This is a genomic window from Achromobacter sp. ACM04 (assembly GCF_014851465.1).
In the GTDB taxonomy this organism is placed as follows: domain Bacteria; phylum Pseudomonadota; class Gammaproteobacteria; order Burkholderiales; family Burkholderiaceae_B; genus Achromobacter; species Achromobacter aegrifaciens.
In genome coordinates this window covers 130797-145301 of sequence record NZ_JACUZS010000006.1, presented here as the reverse complement: position 1 = coordinate 145301, position 14505 = coordinate 130797, and the positions used below count along the sequence as shown (strand labels likewise).

Sequence of the window (14505 nt, the reverse complement as noted above, 5' to 3'; positions counted from 1 at the left end):
CCGCCCTGTTTGCGTTTATTCCCCAGAACGATTCCGCCTAGAATAGACGCAGCATCCGAGGACTTCCGCGCACTCTTTTTATTTCCGCTGACATGAAAGTACTCGTAATCGAAGACGAAAAAAAACTCGCCGAGTACTTGCGGCGAGCGCTGACCGAACACAACTACGTGGTCGACGTGGCCCAGGACGGCGTCACCGGACTGCATCTGGTGCGTGAAAGCCAGTACGACCTGGTCCTGCTGGACGTGATGCTGCCCGCCATGGACGGCTTTTCGGTGCTGGCCGAGATCCGCAAGACCAGCCGCGTCCCCGTCCTGATGCTGACCGCGCGCGACAAGCTCGAAGACCGCGTCAAGGGCCTGCGCGACGGGGCCGACGACTACCTGGCCAAGCCTTTCGCCTTGTCGGAACTGCTGGCCCGCGTGCTGGCGCTGGGCCGGCGCAGCGGCCACGGCCAGACCGAGACCATCGCCCAGAACGTGCTGCGCATCGACGGGCTGGAACTGGACCTGCTGCGCCGGCGCGCCAGCCGCGACGGCGTGCGGCTGGACCTGACCGCCAAGGAATTCACCCTGCTGGCCCTGCTGATGCGCAAGCAAGGCGAAGTCCTGTCGCGGCTGGAGCTGGCCGAACAGGTGTGGGACATCAACTTCAACAGCAACACCAACGTGGTCGAAGTCGCGATCCGCCGCCTGCGCGGCAAGGTCGACGAACCCTTCGACAAGAAACTGCTGCACACCGTGCGCGGCATGGGCTACGTGCTGGAACCGCGGAGCGACTGATGCCCGGGCAGCGCCCCAAATCGCTGCACCGCTGGCTGTCGCGCTGGCTGGCGATCCAGACTTTCATCGCGCTCGGCCTGGTATGCGCGGTGGTCTATTACGCGACCAACCTCAACCTGGCCAGCCGCCAGGAAGCCTTGCTGCAGCAGAAGGTCGAGGTCGTACGGCACCTGGTCGAGGAAAACGCCGCCAGCCAGGACTCCACCCGCTTGCGCCACAAGCTCAGCGACTTCTTCTATGGCCGCCCCGACTTCTCGCTGGTGTTGGAGATCGACGGCGAAAAGGTCTATTACGGCAGCCCCATCGCCGGCGACAACGACTTCAAGCATGAGCGGCGCATCGCTTTCACGCTGCCCTTCCCCGGCGCGCCCGGCGACGCCATGAACGCCGAACTGGTGCTGGACATCTCCAGCGATATCCTCCTGCGCAAGGCGCTGGCCTGGACCTTGTTCGCCTGCGCCCTGGCCGGCGCCATCGTCGTGGCGGCGGTCGGAACCCTGCTGGTGCGCAGAGGGCTGGCGCCGCTGGACGCGCTGGGCAAGCAGGCCGCGCAGCTAGCCCCGGACCGCATCGGCGAACGGCTCGACGAAAGCGGCCAGCCCTGCGAGATCCGGCCCCTGGTGCGCCAGTTCAACGCCGTGCTGCAGCGGCTGGAGCGCGCCTACGTGCAGATGGAGGGATTCAATGCCGACGTGGCCCACGAGATGCGCACGCCACTCGCAACGCTGATTGGCGAGACCGAGCTGGCGCTGAGCACGCGCCCGTCGCCGCAGGCCTTGCGCGAAACGCTGGGTTCCAACCTGGAAGAACTGCAGCGCCTCTCCAGCATCGTCAACGACATGCTGTTCCTGTCGCAGGCCGACCGCGGCGCGCAGGCCCGGGGCAGCTGGCAGGCCAGCCTGGCCGCCATCGTCCAGGAGGTGACGCAATACCACGAGGCCGAGGCCCTGGACGCGGGGGTCGATATCGCGGTGGTGGGCGATGCGTCGGCCCAGGTCGATCGCGCACTGTTCCAGCGCGCCGTGTCGAACCTGGTCTCGAACGCGGTGCGCTATGCCGCTCCCGGCAGCGTGATCGAGGTCGATATCTCCCGCGGCGACGCTGGCGAAATCCTGATCGCCGTGCGCAACACCGGCGAGCCCATACCGGAAGAACATCTGCCACGGCTTTTCTACCGCTTCTACCGCAGCGACAGCTCGCGCGAGTTCGATGCCAATCATCATGGACTGGGATTGGCCATCGTCGCCGCCATCGCCCGCATGCACGGCGGCCGCAGCTACGCCAGATCGGCCAACCGGACCACCACCATAGGCTTCAGCATCGCGGCGGCCGACAGTACAGAAACCTGATTGGCGCTGTGGAAGCGCCCGGGCATGGACAATCTGTACCGCGGATCGCAGGAGCCGGACGTCTTCAGCCTAAAGTACGGCCGGTCCGCCGAAAGGCGGAAGCGGCCCGGCCTCAGTCCTCTTCGACAAACGCTTCTTCGCGCTTTTTGCGGATGTTCGGCAGCGCGACCAGCACGACCAGCACCACTGCCGCGCCCAGCAGGGACGCGGACAGCGGCCGTTCCACGAATGTCGTGAAATCGCCGCGCGACAGCAACAGCGCGCGGCGGAAGTTCTCTTCCATCATCGGGCCGAGCACCAGGCCAAGCAGAAGCGGCGCGCCCTCGCAGCGCAGCTTGCTCCAGATGTAGCCGACGACCCCGAAGAAGGCCGTCATGTACAGATCGAAGGTGTTGTAGTTGAGCGAATACACCCCAATCGTGCAGAACACCAGAATCGCCGGAAACAGGACGCGGTAGGGAACCTTGAGCAGCTTGACCCAAAGCCCGACCAGCGGCAGGTTGAGGATGACCAGCATCAGGTTGCCGATCCACATCGATGCGATCAGGCCCCAGAACAGGTCGGGATGGCTGGTCATGACCTGGGGGCCGGGCTGGATATTGTGGATGGTCATCGCGCCCACCATCAGCGCCATCACCGCGTTGCCCGGGATGCCCAACGTCAGCAAGGGGATGAACGACGTCTGCGCCCCCGCATTGTTGGCCGACTCCGGCCCGGCCAGGCCGGCCGGGTGGCCTTTGCCGAAACGCCCGGGTTCCTTGGACAGCTTCTTTTCCAGAGTGTAGGAAGCGAAGGCCGACAGCACCGAGCCGCCTCCGGGGAGGATGCCCAGCATCGATCCGACCGCGGTGCCGCGCACGATCGCGGGCGCCGCTTCGCGGACCTCCTGCCGGTTGGGATACAGCGAACCCACCTTGTCCGTGATCTCGACCCGCTTGTCCTTCAGTTCCAGGTTGTTCATGATCTCGGCAAAGCCGAACACACCCATCGCCACGATCGCGAAATTGATGCCGTCCTGCAGCTCCGGGATGCCGAAGTCATATCGGGCGACGCCCGAATTGACGTCCGTGCCAACCAGGCCAAGCAGCAGCCCCAACAGGATCATGCAGATCGCCTTGACCAGCGAGCCCGAAGCCAGCACCACCGCCCCGACCAGGCCCAGCGTCATCAGCGAGAAGTACTCGGCCGGCCCGAACTTGAACGCGACCTCGGCCAGCGGCGGCGCGAATGCCGCGATCAGCATGGTGGCCACAGAGCCCGCGAAGAAGGAGCCGATGGCGGCCAGCGACAGCGCGGCGCCGCCGCGGCCGTTGCGGGCCATCTGGTGGCCGTCGAGCACGGTGACGACCGCCGATGTCTCGCCTGGCAGGTTGACGAGTATGGCGGTGGTCGAGCCGCCGTACTGTGTCCCGTAGTAGATGCCCGCCAGCATGATCAGCCCCGCAACGGGCGGCAGCACATAGGTGATCGGCAGCAGCATCGCGATGGTGGGCACAGGGCCCAAGCCAGGCAACACGCCCACCAGCGTGCCCAGGACGCATCCCAACAGCGCATACAGCAGGTTCTCCGGCGTGAACGCCACGGAGAACCCCAGCATGAGGTTATCGATAAGTTCCATCCCCGCTCCTTGGTGTTTTTATCGTCATACGAAAATAGATCGTAGTGCGATATAAAAAGCCAAGGAACCCGGGTTTTTACGGACTGGAGATCGGTGAGATCAGGGCGGATCGGCGCGCTTGAACGCTGCGCGCGCCATCCGCCGTGGCGCGCAAGAAGGCCATGCCGCTGACGCGGCAAAGCCGTCCCGTCACATCGGCTTCAGGTCGACCTCTTTGGCGATCTTGCCAAAGGTTTCCAGGTCGCTCTTCACACGGGCCGTGGTCTCGGCCGGCGTGGACACGCGCGGAATCATCGCCAGGTCCAGCAGGCGCTGCTTCATTTCCGGCTTGGCGAACTCGCGCGCCAGGGCCTGCTGGATCTTGTCGACGATCTCGTCCGGCGTGCCCTTGGGCGCGGCCAGGCCGAACCAGGCGACCGCGGAGAACCCGGGCAGGCCGGCTTCTGGCGCGGTGGGCACATCGGGCAAGGCCGCCACGCGTTCCGGGTTCGTGACGAACAAGGGCCGCACCTTGCCTGCCTTGATGAAGGGCGTCTGCACGCCGGTATTGTCCAGCACCGCGTCGATATGGCCGCCCAGCAGGTCGTTCATGGCCGGGCTGCTGCCCTTGTAGGGCACGATGTTGACCTGCATGCCGGCGGCGCGCGCAAACATGAGTTGGGTCAGGTGTTGCTGGGTGCCCAAGCCGGCATTGCCGAAGGTGATCTTGTTCGGGTTCTTGCGGCCGTAGTCGATGAATTCCTTGAGATTCTTGGCGGGGAATTCATTGTTCGTGACCACCACGAAAGGCAGGTCGACCAGTACCGTGATCTGCTTGAAGTCTTCCAGCGGCTTGTAGCGCAGCTTGTAGACGTAGGGATTGACGGCCATGGTGCCGCTGGCGGTCAACGCCAGCGTGTAGCCGTCCGGCTCGGCGCGCGAGACGAACTCGGTGCCCAGCACGCCGCCCGCGCCCGGCTTGGCCTCGACGATGGCCGGCTTGCCCAGTTCAGTCTGCAAAGCCTGCGCGGCGAAGCGCGCCAGCATGTCGGCGGACCCGCCCGTCGCGTAGGGCAGGACGATCGTGATCGGCTTGCTGGGATAGGCGTCCGCGGCCATCGCGGGCGCGGCGATCCCGGCCGCCAGACAGGCAGCGGCCAGAGTTTTCAGATGCTTGACCATCAATGATTTCCCCTCGTGGTGTATCGACTGCGCTTGCACCCGGGGAAGATTAAGCGGTCCCGCGTTATATGGCTAATCAACAATTAAAATAGATCTCTATCACCAAATTTGATAATCACCCAGGACTGCGATGCTGACCTCGATGGACTTGAACCTGCTGCGCATCTTCGATGCGGTCATGACCGAACGCAACGTCACGCGCGCGGCCTCCGCGCTGCACATGACGCAGCCCGCGGTCAGCAACGCCATCAACCGGCTGCGCCTGACCTTGAAGGATCCGCTGTTCGTGAAGATCCAGGGCGGCGTGCTGCCCACGCAGCGCGCCGAACTGCTGTGGCCCCCGATCCGCGACGCGCTGGCCCGCATCGCCGACACGCTGGAGCGCAACGATTTCGACCCGGCGCGTTCCGAGGCCGTGTTCCGCATGGCCATGTCCGACTACGTGGCGGACCAGGTCATCCGGCCGCTGTTCGTGGAGCAGCAGACAGTGGCGCCCAATGTCCGCATCCATCTGCATCCCTACTCGCTGGACAACGCCGGCGTGCTGCTGGAAAAAGGCGAAGTCGACATGGCGGCGGGCGTGTATTCGAACTTCGGCTCGTCCCTGCGCACCCTGCCGCTGGAAACGCTGACCTACGTCTGCGCCATGCGCAAGGGCCACCCGCTGCTGGCGCAGCCGCGCTTCACGCTGGACAGCTTCCTGCGCGCGCGCCATCTGATGGTCAGCCTGCTGGGCACGCCGACCCTGATCGACCATGAGCTCGCGCCCCACGGCTACAAGCGCAACGTGGTGCTCACCATCAACCAGTTCGCCCTGGCGCCGCGCCTGCTGGCCGAAACCGACCTGATCTGCGTGGTGCCGCTGAACACCGTGCGCAACAGCCCCTACAGCCATCTGCTGGAAGCCGTCGAGGCGCCCTTCCCGTTCGCGCCGCGCACGGTCAACCTGATCTGGCATGAACGCTCGGACAACATCCCCGCGCATCGCTGGCTGCGCGAAGAGATACTCAAGGTCTGCCAGGCGCAAGGAATGGTGTTCGACCAGGCGCAGCCGGCAGAGTCCCATCCGTACTGATCCGTACCGACAAATCATTCACAACAGTGATAATCACTGATACCAATCTTTGATTGGACCGAATGATGGTGCGTCAATAGCATTCTGGTCATCCCACTCCCGGCGCCTTGCGCGCCAGCATCCTGGAGACCAGCGTGACCCAGACCGCATCCGCCCCGGGCACCCGCCGTTTTCGCGTCGGCTTCGACGTAGGCGGCACGTTCACCGATTTCACCCTGCTCGCCGAGCACACCGGTGAACTGCATTATTTCAAGGTGCCTTCGACACCGCACGATCCGTCCGAGGCCATCCAGACGGGCCTGGCCCATCTGATCCGCGAACACGAGATCGCCGGCTCCGAGCTGGCGCACGTGGGCCACGGCACCACGGTGGCCACCAACATGGTCATCGAGCGCAGGGGTTCGCGCTGCGCGCTGGTCACCACCCGCGGCTTTCGCGACGTGCTGGAGATCGGCCGGCAGACACGCCCCCATCTGTACGACTACAACGTCACCAAGCCGCAACCCCTGGCGCCGCGCGAGTGGCGCTTCGAAGTGACCGAGCGCGTCGGCGCCGACGGTTCCGTGCTGCAGGCGCTGGACGAAGACGAGGTGGTGGCGGTGGCGCGCGAGCTGGCCGCAGCCCGCGTCGAATCGGTCGCCATCTGCTTCATGCACAGCTACCGCAACGATGCCCACGAACGCCGCACCCGCGACATCCTGGCCGAACACCTGCCGGGCGTCTATCTGAGCGTGTCCAGCGAGATCCTGCCTGAGTTCCGCGAATATGAACGCATGTCCACTACCGCGCTCAATGCCTATGTCGGCCCGCGCATGGCTGGCTACATGCGCAACCTGGTAAGTTCGGTGCGCGCCATGGGCGTGGCGGCCGAGCCGACCACGGTGCATTCCAATGGCGGTCTGATGTCGGTGGAATCGGTGCTGACGGCTCCGGTGCGCACCTGCGTTTCGGGCCCCGCCGCCGGCGTGATCGGCACGACCGAACTGGGCCGCGTGGCTGCGCTGCCCAACCTGATCACCTTTGACGTGGGCGGCACCAGCACCGACGTGTCGCTGGTGGCCGAGCTGCGGCCGTTGTTCACCTCCAGCCGCCTGGTGGCCGACTATCCGGTCAAGACCCAGATGGTGGACGTGCACGTCATCGGCGCGGGCGGCGGCAGCATCGCGCGCATCGACGACGCGGGCGCGCTCAAGGTCGGCCCGCAGAGCGCGGGTGCTGTGCCCGGCCCCATCGCCTACAACCGGGGCGGCCAGGTCGTGACCATCACCGACGCCCACGTCGTGCTGGGCCGGCTGAATCCAGTCGCGCTGCTGGAAGGCCGCATGGCCGTGCATGCGCGCCAGGCGCGCGAGGCGCTGGAGGCGCAGATCGCCCGCCCGCTGGGACTGAGCGTGGAAGAAGCCGCCTACGGCATTCTGCGCATCGCCAACTCCAACATGGCGCGCGCGGTACGCGCGGTCTCCACCGAACGGGGCCATGACATCCGCAAGTTCGCCCTCTGCGCCTTTGGCGGCGCGGGCGGCCTGCATGCCGCCGAACTGGCGCGCGATTGCGGCATCGGCACCCTGCTGATTCCGCAGGAGCCGGGCACCATGTGCGCGCGCGGCATCCTGCTGTCCGACATTTCCATGGACTTCGTGCAGACGCTGATGGCGCACGCCACCGCGGACGGCTGGACCGCCGTGCGGCAGGCGCTGGAAGCCCTGGCCGGCAAGGCGCGCGCCTGGTTGTCCAGCGAAGGCGTGAACGACTCGGAGCAGCGCCTGTCCGCCGTGATCGACGCGCGCTACCAGGGCCAGAACTTCGAAATCGCCGTGCCGCTGGATGGCATGCAGCTGATGCCGCTGGATGAGTTCGTCGCGGCATTCAGCGCGGCGCACGTGCGCGAGTATGGCTATGACGCCGCCGGCCGTCCGGTGGAGATCGTCAATTGCCGGGTGCGCGCCATCGGCCTGGTGCCACGCGCGCCCCTGGCCCGCGTGCAAGGCGGCGAAAGCGTGGCCGGCGCCCTGAAGGAACGCCGCAACGTGTACTTCGAAGGGGCGGGCTGGGTGGACACGCCCATTCTGCGCCGCGCCCTGCTGCCGGTGGGCGTGCCCGTGGACGGTCCGGCCGTGATCGAGGAAATGAGCTCGACCACCGTCGTGCTGCCGGGCCAGCAGGCGCGCGCCGACGAATACGGCAACCTCGTCGTCAACCTCAACAGCTAAGGCGTACGCCATGACCAATCGATCGACTTCCGCTGCCGGCACGGACACCTTCGACCCCATCGAAATGGAGGTCTTCAGCAACCGCCTGCTGTCCATTACCGAGGAAATGGGCAACACGCTGATCCGTTCGTCCTTTTCCACCAACATCAAGGAGCGCAAGGATTGCTCCGTGGCGCTGTTCGACGCCGCCGGCCGCCTGGTAGCGCAGGCGGCCCACGTGCCGGTGCACCTGGGATCGTTGTCCGGCGGCATAGACGCCGTGCTGCGGCGCTACGGCGCGGCCGGCGTGCGTCCGGGCGACGCGTTCCTGTGCAACGACGCCTATCTGGCCGGCGGTACGCACGCGCCCGACATCACCGTCATCACTCCCATCTTTCACGAAGGCGTGCTGCGTTTCTTCGCGGCAAACATCGGCCACCATACCGACGTCGGCGGCGCCGTTCCCGGCTCCACGTCGCACCATCTGAAGACGGTTTGGGAGGAAGGCATCCGCCTGCCGGCCATGCGCATCGTGCGCGAGGGCGAGCTGGACATGGACCTGCTGGAGATGATTGCGCACAACACGCGCGAACCGGACAACCGGATGCACGATATCCGCGCCCAGATCGCCACCAACGACAAGGGCGCCAGGCTGATGCTGGAACTGGTGCAGCAGTCGGGCCTGGAGACCGTGCTGTCCGCCATCGACAGCATCATGGTGTACACCGAAAGACGCCTGCGCAACCGCATCGCACAACTGCCGACCGGGACCTATACCTTCACCGAGCGCATGGACGACGACGGCATGGGCGGCGATCCCGTCACCATCCAGGCCAACGTAGAGGCGCGCGACGGCCAGCTCCATGTCGATTTCACCGGCACCAGCAAGCAGGCGCGCGGCGCATTCAACCTGCCCGCCAGCGCCCTGAACGCCAGCGTCTACTTCGCGGTGAAGGCCATGCTCGACCCCGAGCTCATGCCCAACAACGGCCTGTTCCAGCCCATCACCATCACCGCCCCCGAGGGCACCATTACCAACCCGCGCTTTCCGGCGGCGGTGGGCGCGCGCGTCACCACCGCGCAGCGCGTGGCCGGCACGGTGATCGGCGCGCTGGGCCAGCTGTTGCCGCCAGACCGCGCCATGGCTTCGTGCAACGACGTCATGCCTTCCATGCTGTTCTCCGTGCCCATGCAGGACGGCAAGGGCACCTTCGTCTACCTGGAAACGCTGGGCGGCGGCGCGGGCGGACGCGCGCAGGGCGACGGCATGGACGGCATCCAGGTGCACGTGACCAATACCTCCAACCTGCCCGCCGAAGCGCTGGAGATCGAGTACCCGCTGCTGGTCGAGGAGTACGCGCTGGTCAACGACAGCGGCGGCGCGGGCCGCCACCGCGGCGGCATGGGCATCGCGCGCCAGATCCGTTCGCTGCATGACCAGCTGATCTGCACCATCCGCTGCGACGCCGCGCTGTTTGGCGCGGCCGGCCTGAACGGCGGCCTGGAGGGGGGCACCTCGCGCGTGATCCAGAACCCCGGCCGCGCCGACGAGCAGCGCCTGCCCAACAAGATCGCCAGCCACGGCCTGGCCAGCGGCCAGTCCGTGCGCCTGGAAACGCCCGGCGGCGGCGGCTACGGCGCGCCCGCTGACCGTAGCGTGGCCGCCATCCGCAACGACGTGCTGGGCGGCAAGGTCAGCCGTGCCGCGGCCGAACGCGACTATGGCGCGGAACGCGTGGCGCTGGCGCTGCAAGGAGACGCGGCATGAACGCGCCTGCCCCCGGCGCCCGCAGCGGCGGCGAACTGCTGGTCGCGCAGCTGCAGGCCTATGGCGTGGAGCGCGTGTTCATGGTGCCGGGCGAAAGCTTCCTGCCATGCATCGATGCGCTCTACGCCCGGCGCGACGCGATCGAAGCGGTGGTCTGCCGCCAGGAAGGAGGCGCCGCCTACATGGCCGAGGCGCATGGCAAGCTGACCGGTCAGCCGGGCATCTGCTTTGTCTCGCGCGGCCCGGGCGCCACCAATGCGGCGATCGGCGTGCACACCGCAAGGGAAGACTCCACGCCCATGATCCTGTTCATCGGCCAGGTCGGCGGCGACACCGCCGACCGCCAATGCTTCCAGGAAGTGGACTACCGCGCCATGTACGCGCCGCTGGCGAAATGGGTCGCGCAGATCGAGCGGGCCGACCGCATTCCCGAATACCTGGCGCGCGCCTGGGCGATCGCCACTAGCGGACGCCCCGGGCCAGTGGTCCTCTCCCTGCCCGAAGACATGCTGTCCAGCGTCGCCGACGTGGCTCTGGCCGCTACGCCACAGCCGCCCTGCGCCCGTCCGGCCGACGCCGACATGCTGCGCCTGCGTGACTTGCTGGAAGCGGCGGAGCGGCCCTTGCTGCTGCTGGGCGGCTCGCGCTGGCCGCAAGCCGCGCGCGAGGCCGTGCGCGACTTCGCGCTGCGCTTCGACCTGCCCGTGGCCACCGCCTGGCGACGCCTGGAGCTGTTCGACAACGACCATCCCAATTTCGTGGGCCAGGTCAGCGCCAGCATGCCCCCGCACCAGAAGCGCGCCGTCATGGACAGCGACCTCGTCATCGCGCTGGGCACCCGCCTGTGCGAACCGACGACCATCAACTATGAATGGCTGGCCTCGCCCACGCCGCGCCAGACGCTGATCCACATCCACCCGGACGCCAACGAGATCGGGCGGCTGTGCACGCCGGCGCTGGGCATGGTCGCCAGTGTGGACGGCTTCGCCCAGGCCGCATCGGGACTGGCGCCGACGCCGGGCTGGCAGCCGCGCCGCCGGGGCGCTGTAGCGGCCGCCGCAGCGCCTGCGCTGCCGCCCACGCCCGGCCCGCTGGACCTGAACGCGGCGGCGCGCCACGTCGCGGCCACGCTGCCGCGGCATTCCTGCGTCACGGTGGGCGCGGGAAATTACGCGCTCTATGCGCACCGGCACATCGCCTTCAAGGGACCGGGCAGCCAGCTTGCGCCCGCCGTCGGCGCCATGGGCTACGGCCTGCCCGCAGCCATCGCGGCCAAGCTGCGCGACCGCGATGCGGCCGTGGTCTGCTTCGCCGGCGACGGCTGTTTCCAGATGACCATGCAGGAGCTGGCCACCGCAGCGCAGTACCGGCTGGGCATTGTGGTGCTGGTCTTCAACAATGGCCTGTTCGGCACCATCCGCCTGCATCAGGAGCGCGCCTATCCCGGACGCGCCCTGGCGACGGAACTGGTCAACCCCGATTTCGCGCGGCTCGCGCACAGCTATGGCGGCTACGGCGCTGCGGTCGAGCGCACGCAGGATTTTGCGCCGGCCTATGATGCCGCGCTGGCGTATGCCCGGGAGCATCGCATGCCGGCCATCGTGGAACTGCGCTACGACGCCGACATCATCCTGCCCGACCGCACCCTGTCGCAACTGCGCCGCGCGGAGACCGCCGCATGAAACCGCTGCTGCGCCGCGTGTCGGCGCCCGAATCGACGCCGCTGCGCCTGACCTGGAACGGCTTGCCGCTGCAAGCCCATGAGGGCGACACCGTGCTGACGGCGTTGCTGCTGGCCGCGCAGCACCTGCGCGTCACCTTGGGCGAAGGCGCGCCGCGCGCGGGCTTCTGCCTGATGGGCGCCTGCCAGGATTGCTGGGTGCAGACGGCGGACGGCGCACGCCTGCGCGCCTGTTCCACCGCAGTCGAAGACGGCATGGCACTGGTCAGCGCCCAGCCCGGAGAACTCGCATGCAAATGAACCCGCCCGGCGCCGATGACTCGCCGCGCATGGTGGTGGTGGGCGCCGGGCCCGCGGGCGTGCGCGCCGCGCAGACGCTGCTGCGCCACGGCGTGCGTCCGGTGATCGTGGACGAAGCCGCCTTGCCTGGCGGCCAGATCTATCGCCAGGGCGCGGCCCCTCGCGGCACCGCGCGCCAGCGCTATGGCTTCGAATGGAAGCGCGCGCAAGCCATCCACGCGGCGGGCGCGGACCTGGCCGCCCGCGCCGACTATCGCGCCGCCACCGCAGTGTGGAATGCCGCCCAGGGCTGCCTGGACCTGGTCCGCGACGGCGAACTGGAAACCCTGCCCTACTCACGGCTGCTGCTCGCCACCGGCGCCACCGACCGCGTCCTGCCCTTCCCGGGCTGGACCCTGCCCGGCGTCTACTCGCTGGGCGGCGCGCAGATCGCGCTGAAGAGCCAGGGCTGTACGTTTGGGCCGCGCATCGTGTTCGCCGGCACTGGCCCCCTGCTCTATCTGGTCGCCTACCAATATGCGCGCGCCGGCGCCCAGGTGCAGGCCGTGCTGGACTGCGCGCCGCCAGGCAGCCAGGTCCGCGCCGCGCCGGCGCTGCTGAGCCAGCCCGGCATGCTGGCCAAAGGCATGTACTACCTGGGCTGGCTGCGCGCCCACGGCGTGCCGGTGCACCATGGCGCACGGCTGGATGCGGCCGAAGGCGCAGGCCGCGTCGAGCGCGCGCTTGCGACCCTGGGCGGCAAGCAGCGCGCCATTGCTTGCGACGCGCTTGCGGTGGGCCACGGGCTGCGCGCGGAAACGCAGCTTGCCGACCTGCTGGACTGCGCCTTCGACTTCGATGCCGCGCAGCGCGCCTGGCTGCCGCGCCGCGACCCGGACGGCCGCAGCACGGCGACCGGCGTCTATCTGGCCGGCGACGGCGCCGGCATCGGCGGCGCGGTCCTGGCCGAGCTTGCGGGCGAACGCGCCGCGCTGGCCATGCTGGCAGACAGCGGCATCGACGTCAGCGCCGCCAGGGTGCAGTGGCTGGCCCGCCGCCAGGCGCGCTGGGCGCAATTCCGCCGCGGCCTGGACCGGGCCTTTCCCCTGCCGGGCGCGGGCGCCGACTGCGACGACTCCGTCATGGTCTGCCGCTGCGAGGAAGTGCGCGCCGGCACGTTGCGCGCCGCGGCCGCGCAATACGCCATCCACGATCTCAACCGCTTGAAGGCGCTGACGCGCATCGGCATGGGCCTGTGCCAGGGACGCATGTGCCAGGCGGGCGCGGCCGAGCTGCTGGCCGACTGCCGCGGTCTGGCCTTGGCGGACATAGGCCGGCTACGCGGGCAGGCGCCCGTCAAGCCCCTGAACCTGTCCATGCTCGGCAAGGTGGAACCATGAACCCGCTGCACACGGAAGTCGCCATCATCGGCGCCGGCCTGGTGGGCGCCAGCGCCGCCCTGGCGCTGCGCCGCATGGGGGTCGCCACGGCGCTGATCGACGGCGGCGCAAGCGGCGCACGCGCCAGCGGCGTCAACTTCGGTGGCGTACGCCGCCAGGGACGCTCGATCGAGCAGCTGTATCTGGCGCAGCGCGCACACGGCATCTGGTCGCGCCTGCCGGACCTCATCGGCACCGATGCGGAATACGTGCGCAGCGGCCACCTGAAGCTGGCGCGCTCCGAGTCCGACCTGGAGAAGCTTTGTGCCTACCGCGACAAGGTCAGCGACTTCGACCTGGGCCTGGAGATCATCGACGCCGCCGAGCTGCGTCGCCGCTTTCCCGCGCTGGGTCCGGGCATTGCCGGCGGCTCGCTATGTCCGGAGGATGGCCAGGCCAATCCGCGACTGGTCGCGCCCGCCTTCGCCCATGCCGCTGCGCGCGCCGGCGCCAGCCTGCTCGAACATTGCGCCATCACGCAGGCAGACACCCAGGGTAGCGGCTTCCTGCTGACTGCCGCCGACGGCCGGCGCATCCGCGCCGACACCGTCATCAATGCGGCGGGCGCCTGGGGCGCGGCGGTAGCCCGTTGGTTCGGCGACGACCTGCCCCTGCAGGTCAAGTATCCGACCATGCTGGTCACCGAGCCTCTCACGCCGCAGATCGGCGTGTCGTTGGGCGTGGAAGGCGGCGGCTTCTATGCCCGCCAGGTCGCGCGCGGCAATGTGGTCATGGGCGGCGGCTACGGCAGCGCGCTGCCGGGAGACCGCAGCCGGCCGGGCCGCGCCGCGCTCGCCGAACTCGGCCGCATCGCTCCGACCGTGGTCCCGGCGCTGGCCTGCGCCAGCGTGATCCGCTGCTGGTCAGGCATCGAAGGCTATTTCAGCGACAAGAACCCGGTCATCGGCTTCAGCCCCAGGGTGCCGCGGCTGCTGCATGCTTTCGGCTTCTCGGGCGGGGGCTTTCAGATCGCGCCGGCGGTGGGCGAGGTCATCGCCGAAATGGCGATGGGACGCGGCGGCTTGATCATGGCGGAGAAGTTCTCGGCCAGCCGCTGGGAGGCCGCCCAGGCCTGATCGGTGCGAGAGCCTGGGCGCGGCCCTCACAGGCATGCGAGTTGCTCGCTTCCCGCGGGGCGGCATTTCCTGCCGCCATCCACGGCAA

The 14505-nt window shown here is 68.1% G+C and carries 11 protein-coding genes; 9 read left to right on the top strand and 2 right to left on the bottom strand.

What is annotated here, in order from left to right; all coding sequences use genetic code 11:
* Window positions 1-92 precede the first annotated feature (92 nt).
* Window positions 93-782, top strand: coding sequence for a heavy metal response regulator transcription factor (locus IB259_RS29055; protein WP_054453490.1), 690 nt, complete (start codon window positions 93-95; stop codon window positions 780-782).
* Entirely contained in the window at window positions 782-2131 is a 1350-nt protein-coding gene (locus IB259_RS29050) for a heavy metal sensor histidine kinase (RefSeq protein ID WP_192330849.1), read from the top strand. Before IB259_RS29055 ends, IB259_RS29050 begins: the two co-directional genes overlap by 1 nt.
* A gap of 112 nt (window positions 2132-2243) precedes the next feature.
* Here the strand turns inward: IB259_RS29050 and IB259_RS29045 are convergent, their stop codons facing one another.
* Complete coding sequence (locus tag IB259_RS29045) at window positions 2244-3749, bottom strand: tripartite tricarboxylate transporter permease (RefSeq protein ID WP_192330847.1); 1506 nt, start codon at window positions 3747-3749, stop codon at window positions 2244-2246.
* A gap of 189 nt (window positions 3750-3938) precedes the next feature.
* Entirely contained in the window at window positions 3939-4910 is a 972-nt protein-coding gene (locus tag IB259_RS29040) for a tripartite tricarboxylate transporter substrate binding protein (RefSeq protein WP_054453494.1), read from the bottom strand.
* A gap of 130 nt (window positions 4911-5040) precedes the next feature.
* Between IB259_RS29040 and IB259_RS29035 the strand changes: the two genes are divergently transcribed.
* The 7 genes from IB259_RS29035 to IB259_RS29005 all read left to right on the top strand — a co-directional run bounded on the left by IB259_RS29035 (window position 5041) and on the right by IB259_RS29005 (window position 14417).
* Window positions 5041-5985 carry a LysR family transcriptional regulator gene (locus tag IB259_RS29035; RefSeq protein WP_054453496.1) on the top strand — a complete coding sequence of 315 codons (945 nt, stop codon included), beginning with the start codon at window positions 5041-5043 and terminating at the stop codon, window positions 5983-5985.
* 134 nt (window positions 5986-6119) lie between these two features.
* Window positions 6120-8195: a hydantoinase/oxoprolinase family protein gene (locus IB259_RS29030; protein ID WP_192330845.1), complete on the top strand. Its 2076-nt coding sequence runs from the start codon at window positions 6120-6122 to the stop codon at window positions 8193-8195.
* A 10-nt stretch (window positions 8196-8205) separates the two neighbouring features.
* Window positions 8206-9942 (top strand): hydantoinase B/oxoprolinase family protein, encoded by a 1737-nt coding sequence (locus tag IB259_RS29025; RefSeq protein WP_192330843.1) that lies wholly within the window; start codon window positions 8206-8208, stop codon window positions 9940-9942.
* Complete coding sequence (locus tag IB259_RS29020) at window positions 9939-11624, top strand: thiamine pyrophosphate-dependent enzyme (protein ID WP_192330841.1); 1686 nt, start codon at window positions 9939-9941, stop codon at window positions 11622-11624. Before IB259_RS29025 ends, IB259_RS29020 begins: the two co-directional genes overlap by 4 nt.
* Window positions 11621-11923 (top strand): (2Fe-2S)-binding protein, encoded by a 303-nt coding sequence (locus tag IB259_RS29015; protein WP_192330839.1) that lies wholly within the window; start codon window positions 11621-11623, stop codon window positions 11921-11923. Before IB259_RS29020 ends, IB259_RS29015 begins: the two co-directional genes overlap by 4 nt.
* Window positions 11914-13302, top strand: coding sequence for an NAD(P)/FAD-dependent oxidoreductase (locus IB259_RS29010; protein WP_192330837.1), 1389 nt, complete (start codon window positions 11914-11916; stop codon window positions 13300-13302). The genes IB259_RS29015 and IB259_RS29010 overlap by 10 nt, the downstream gene beginning before the upstream one ends.
* Complete coding sequence (locus tag IB259_RS29005) at window positions 13299-14417, top strand: FAD-binding oxidoreductase (RefSeq protein WP_192330836.1); 1119 nt, start codon at window positions 13299-13301, stop codon at window positions 14415-14417. The genes IB259_RS29010 and IB259_RS29005 overlap by 4 nt, the downstream gene beginning before the upstream one ends.
* Window positions 14418-14505: the final 88 nt, after the last annotated feature.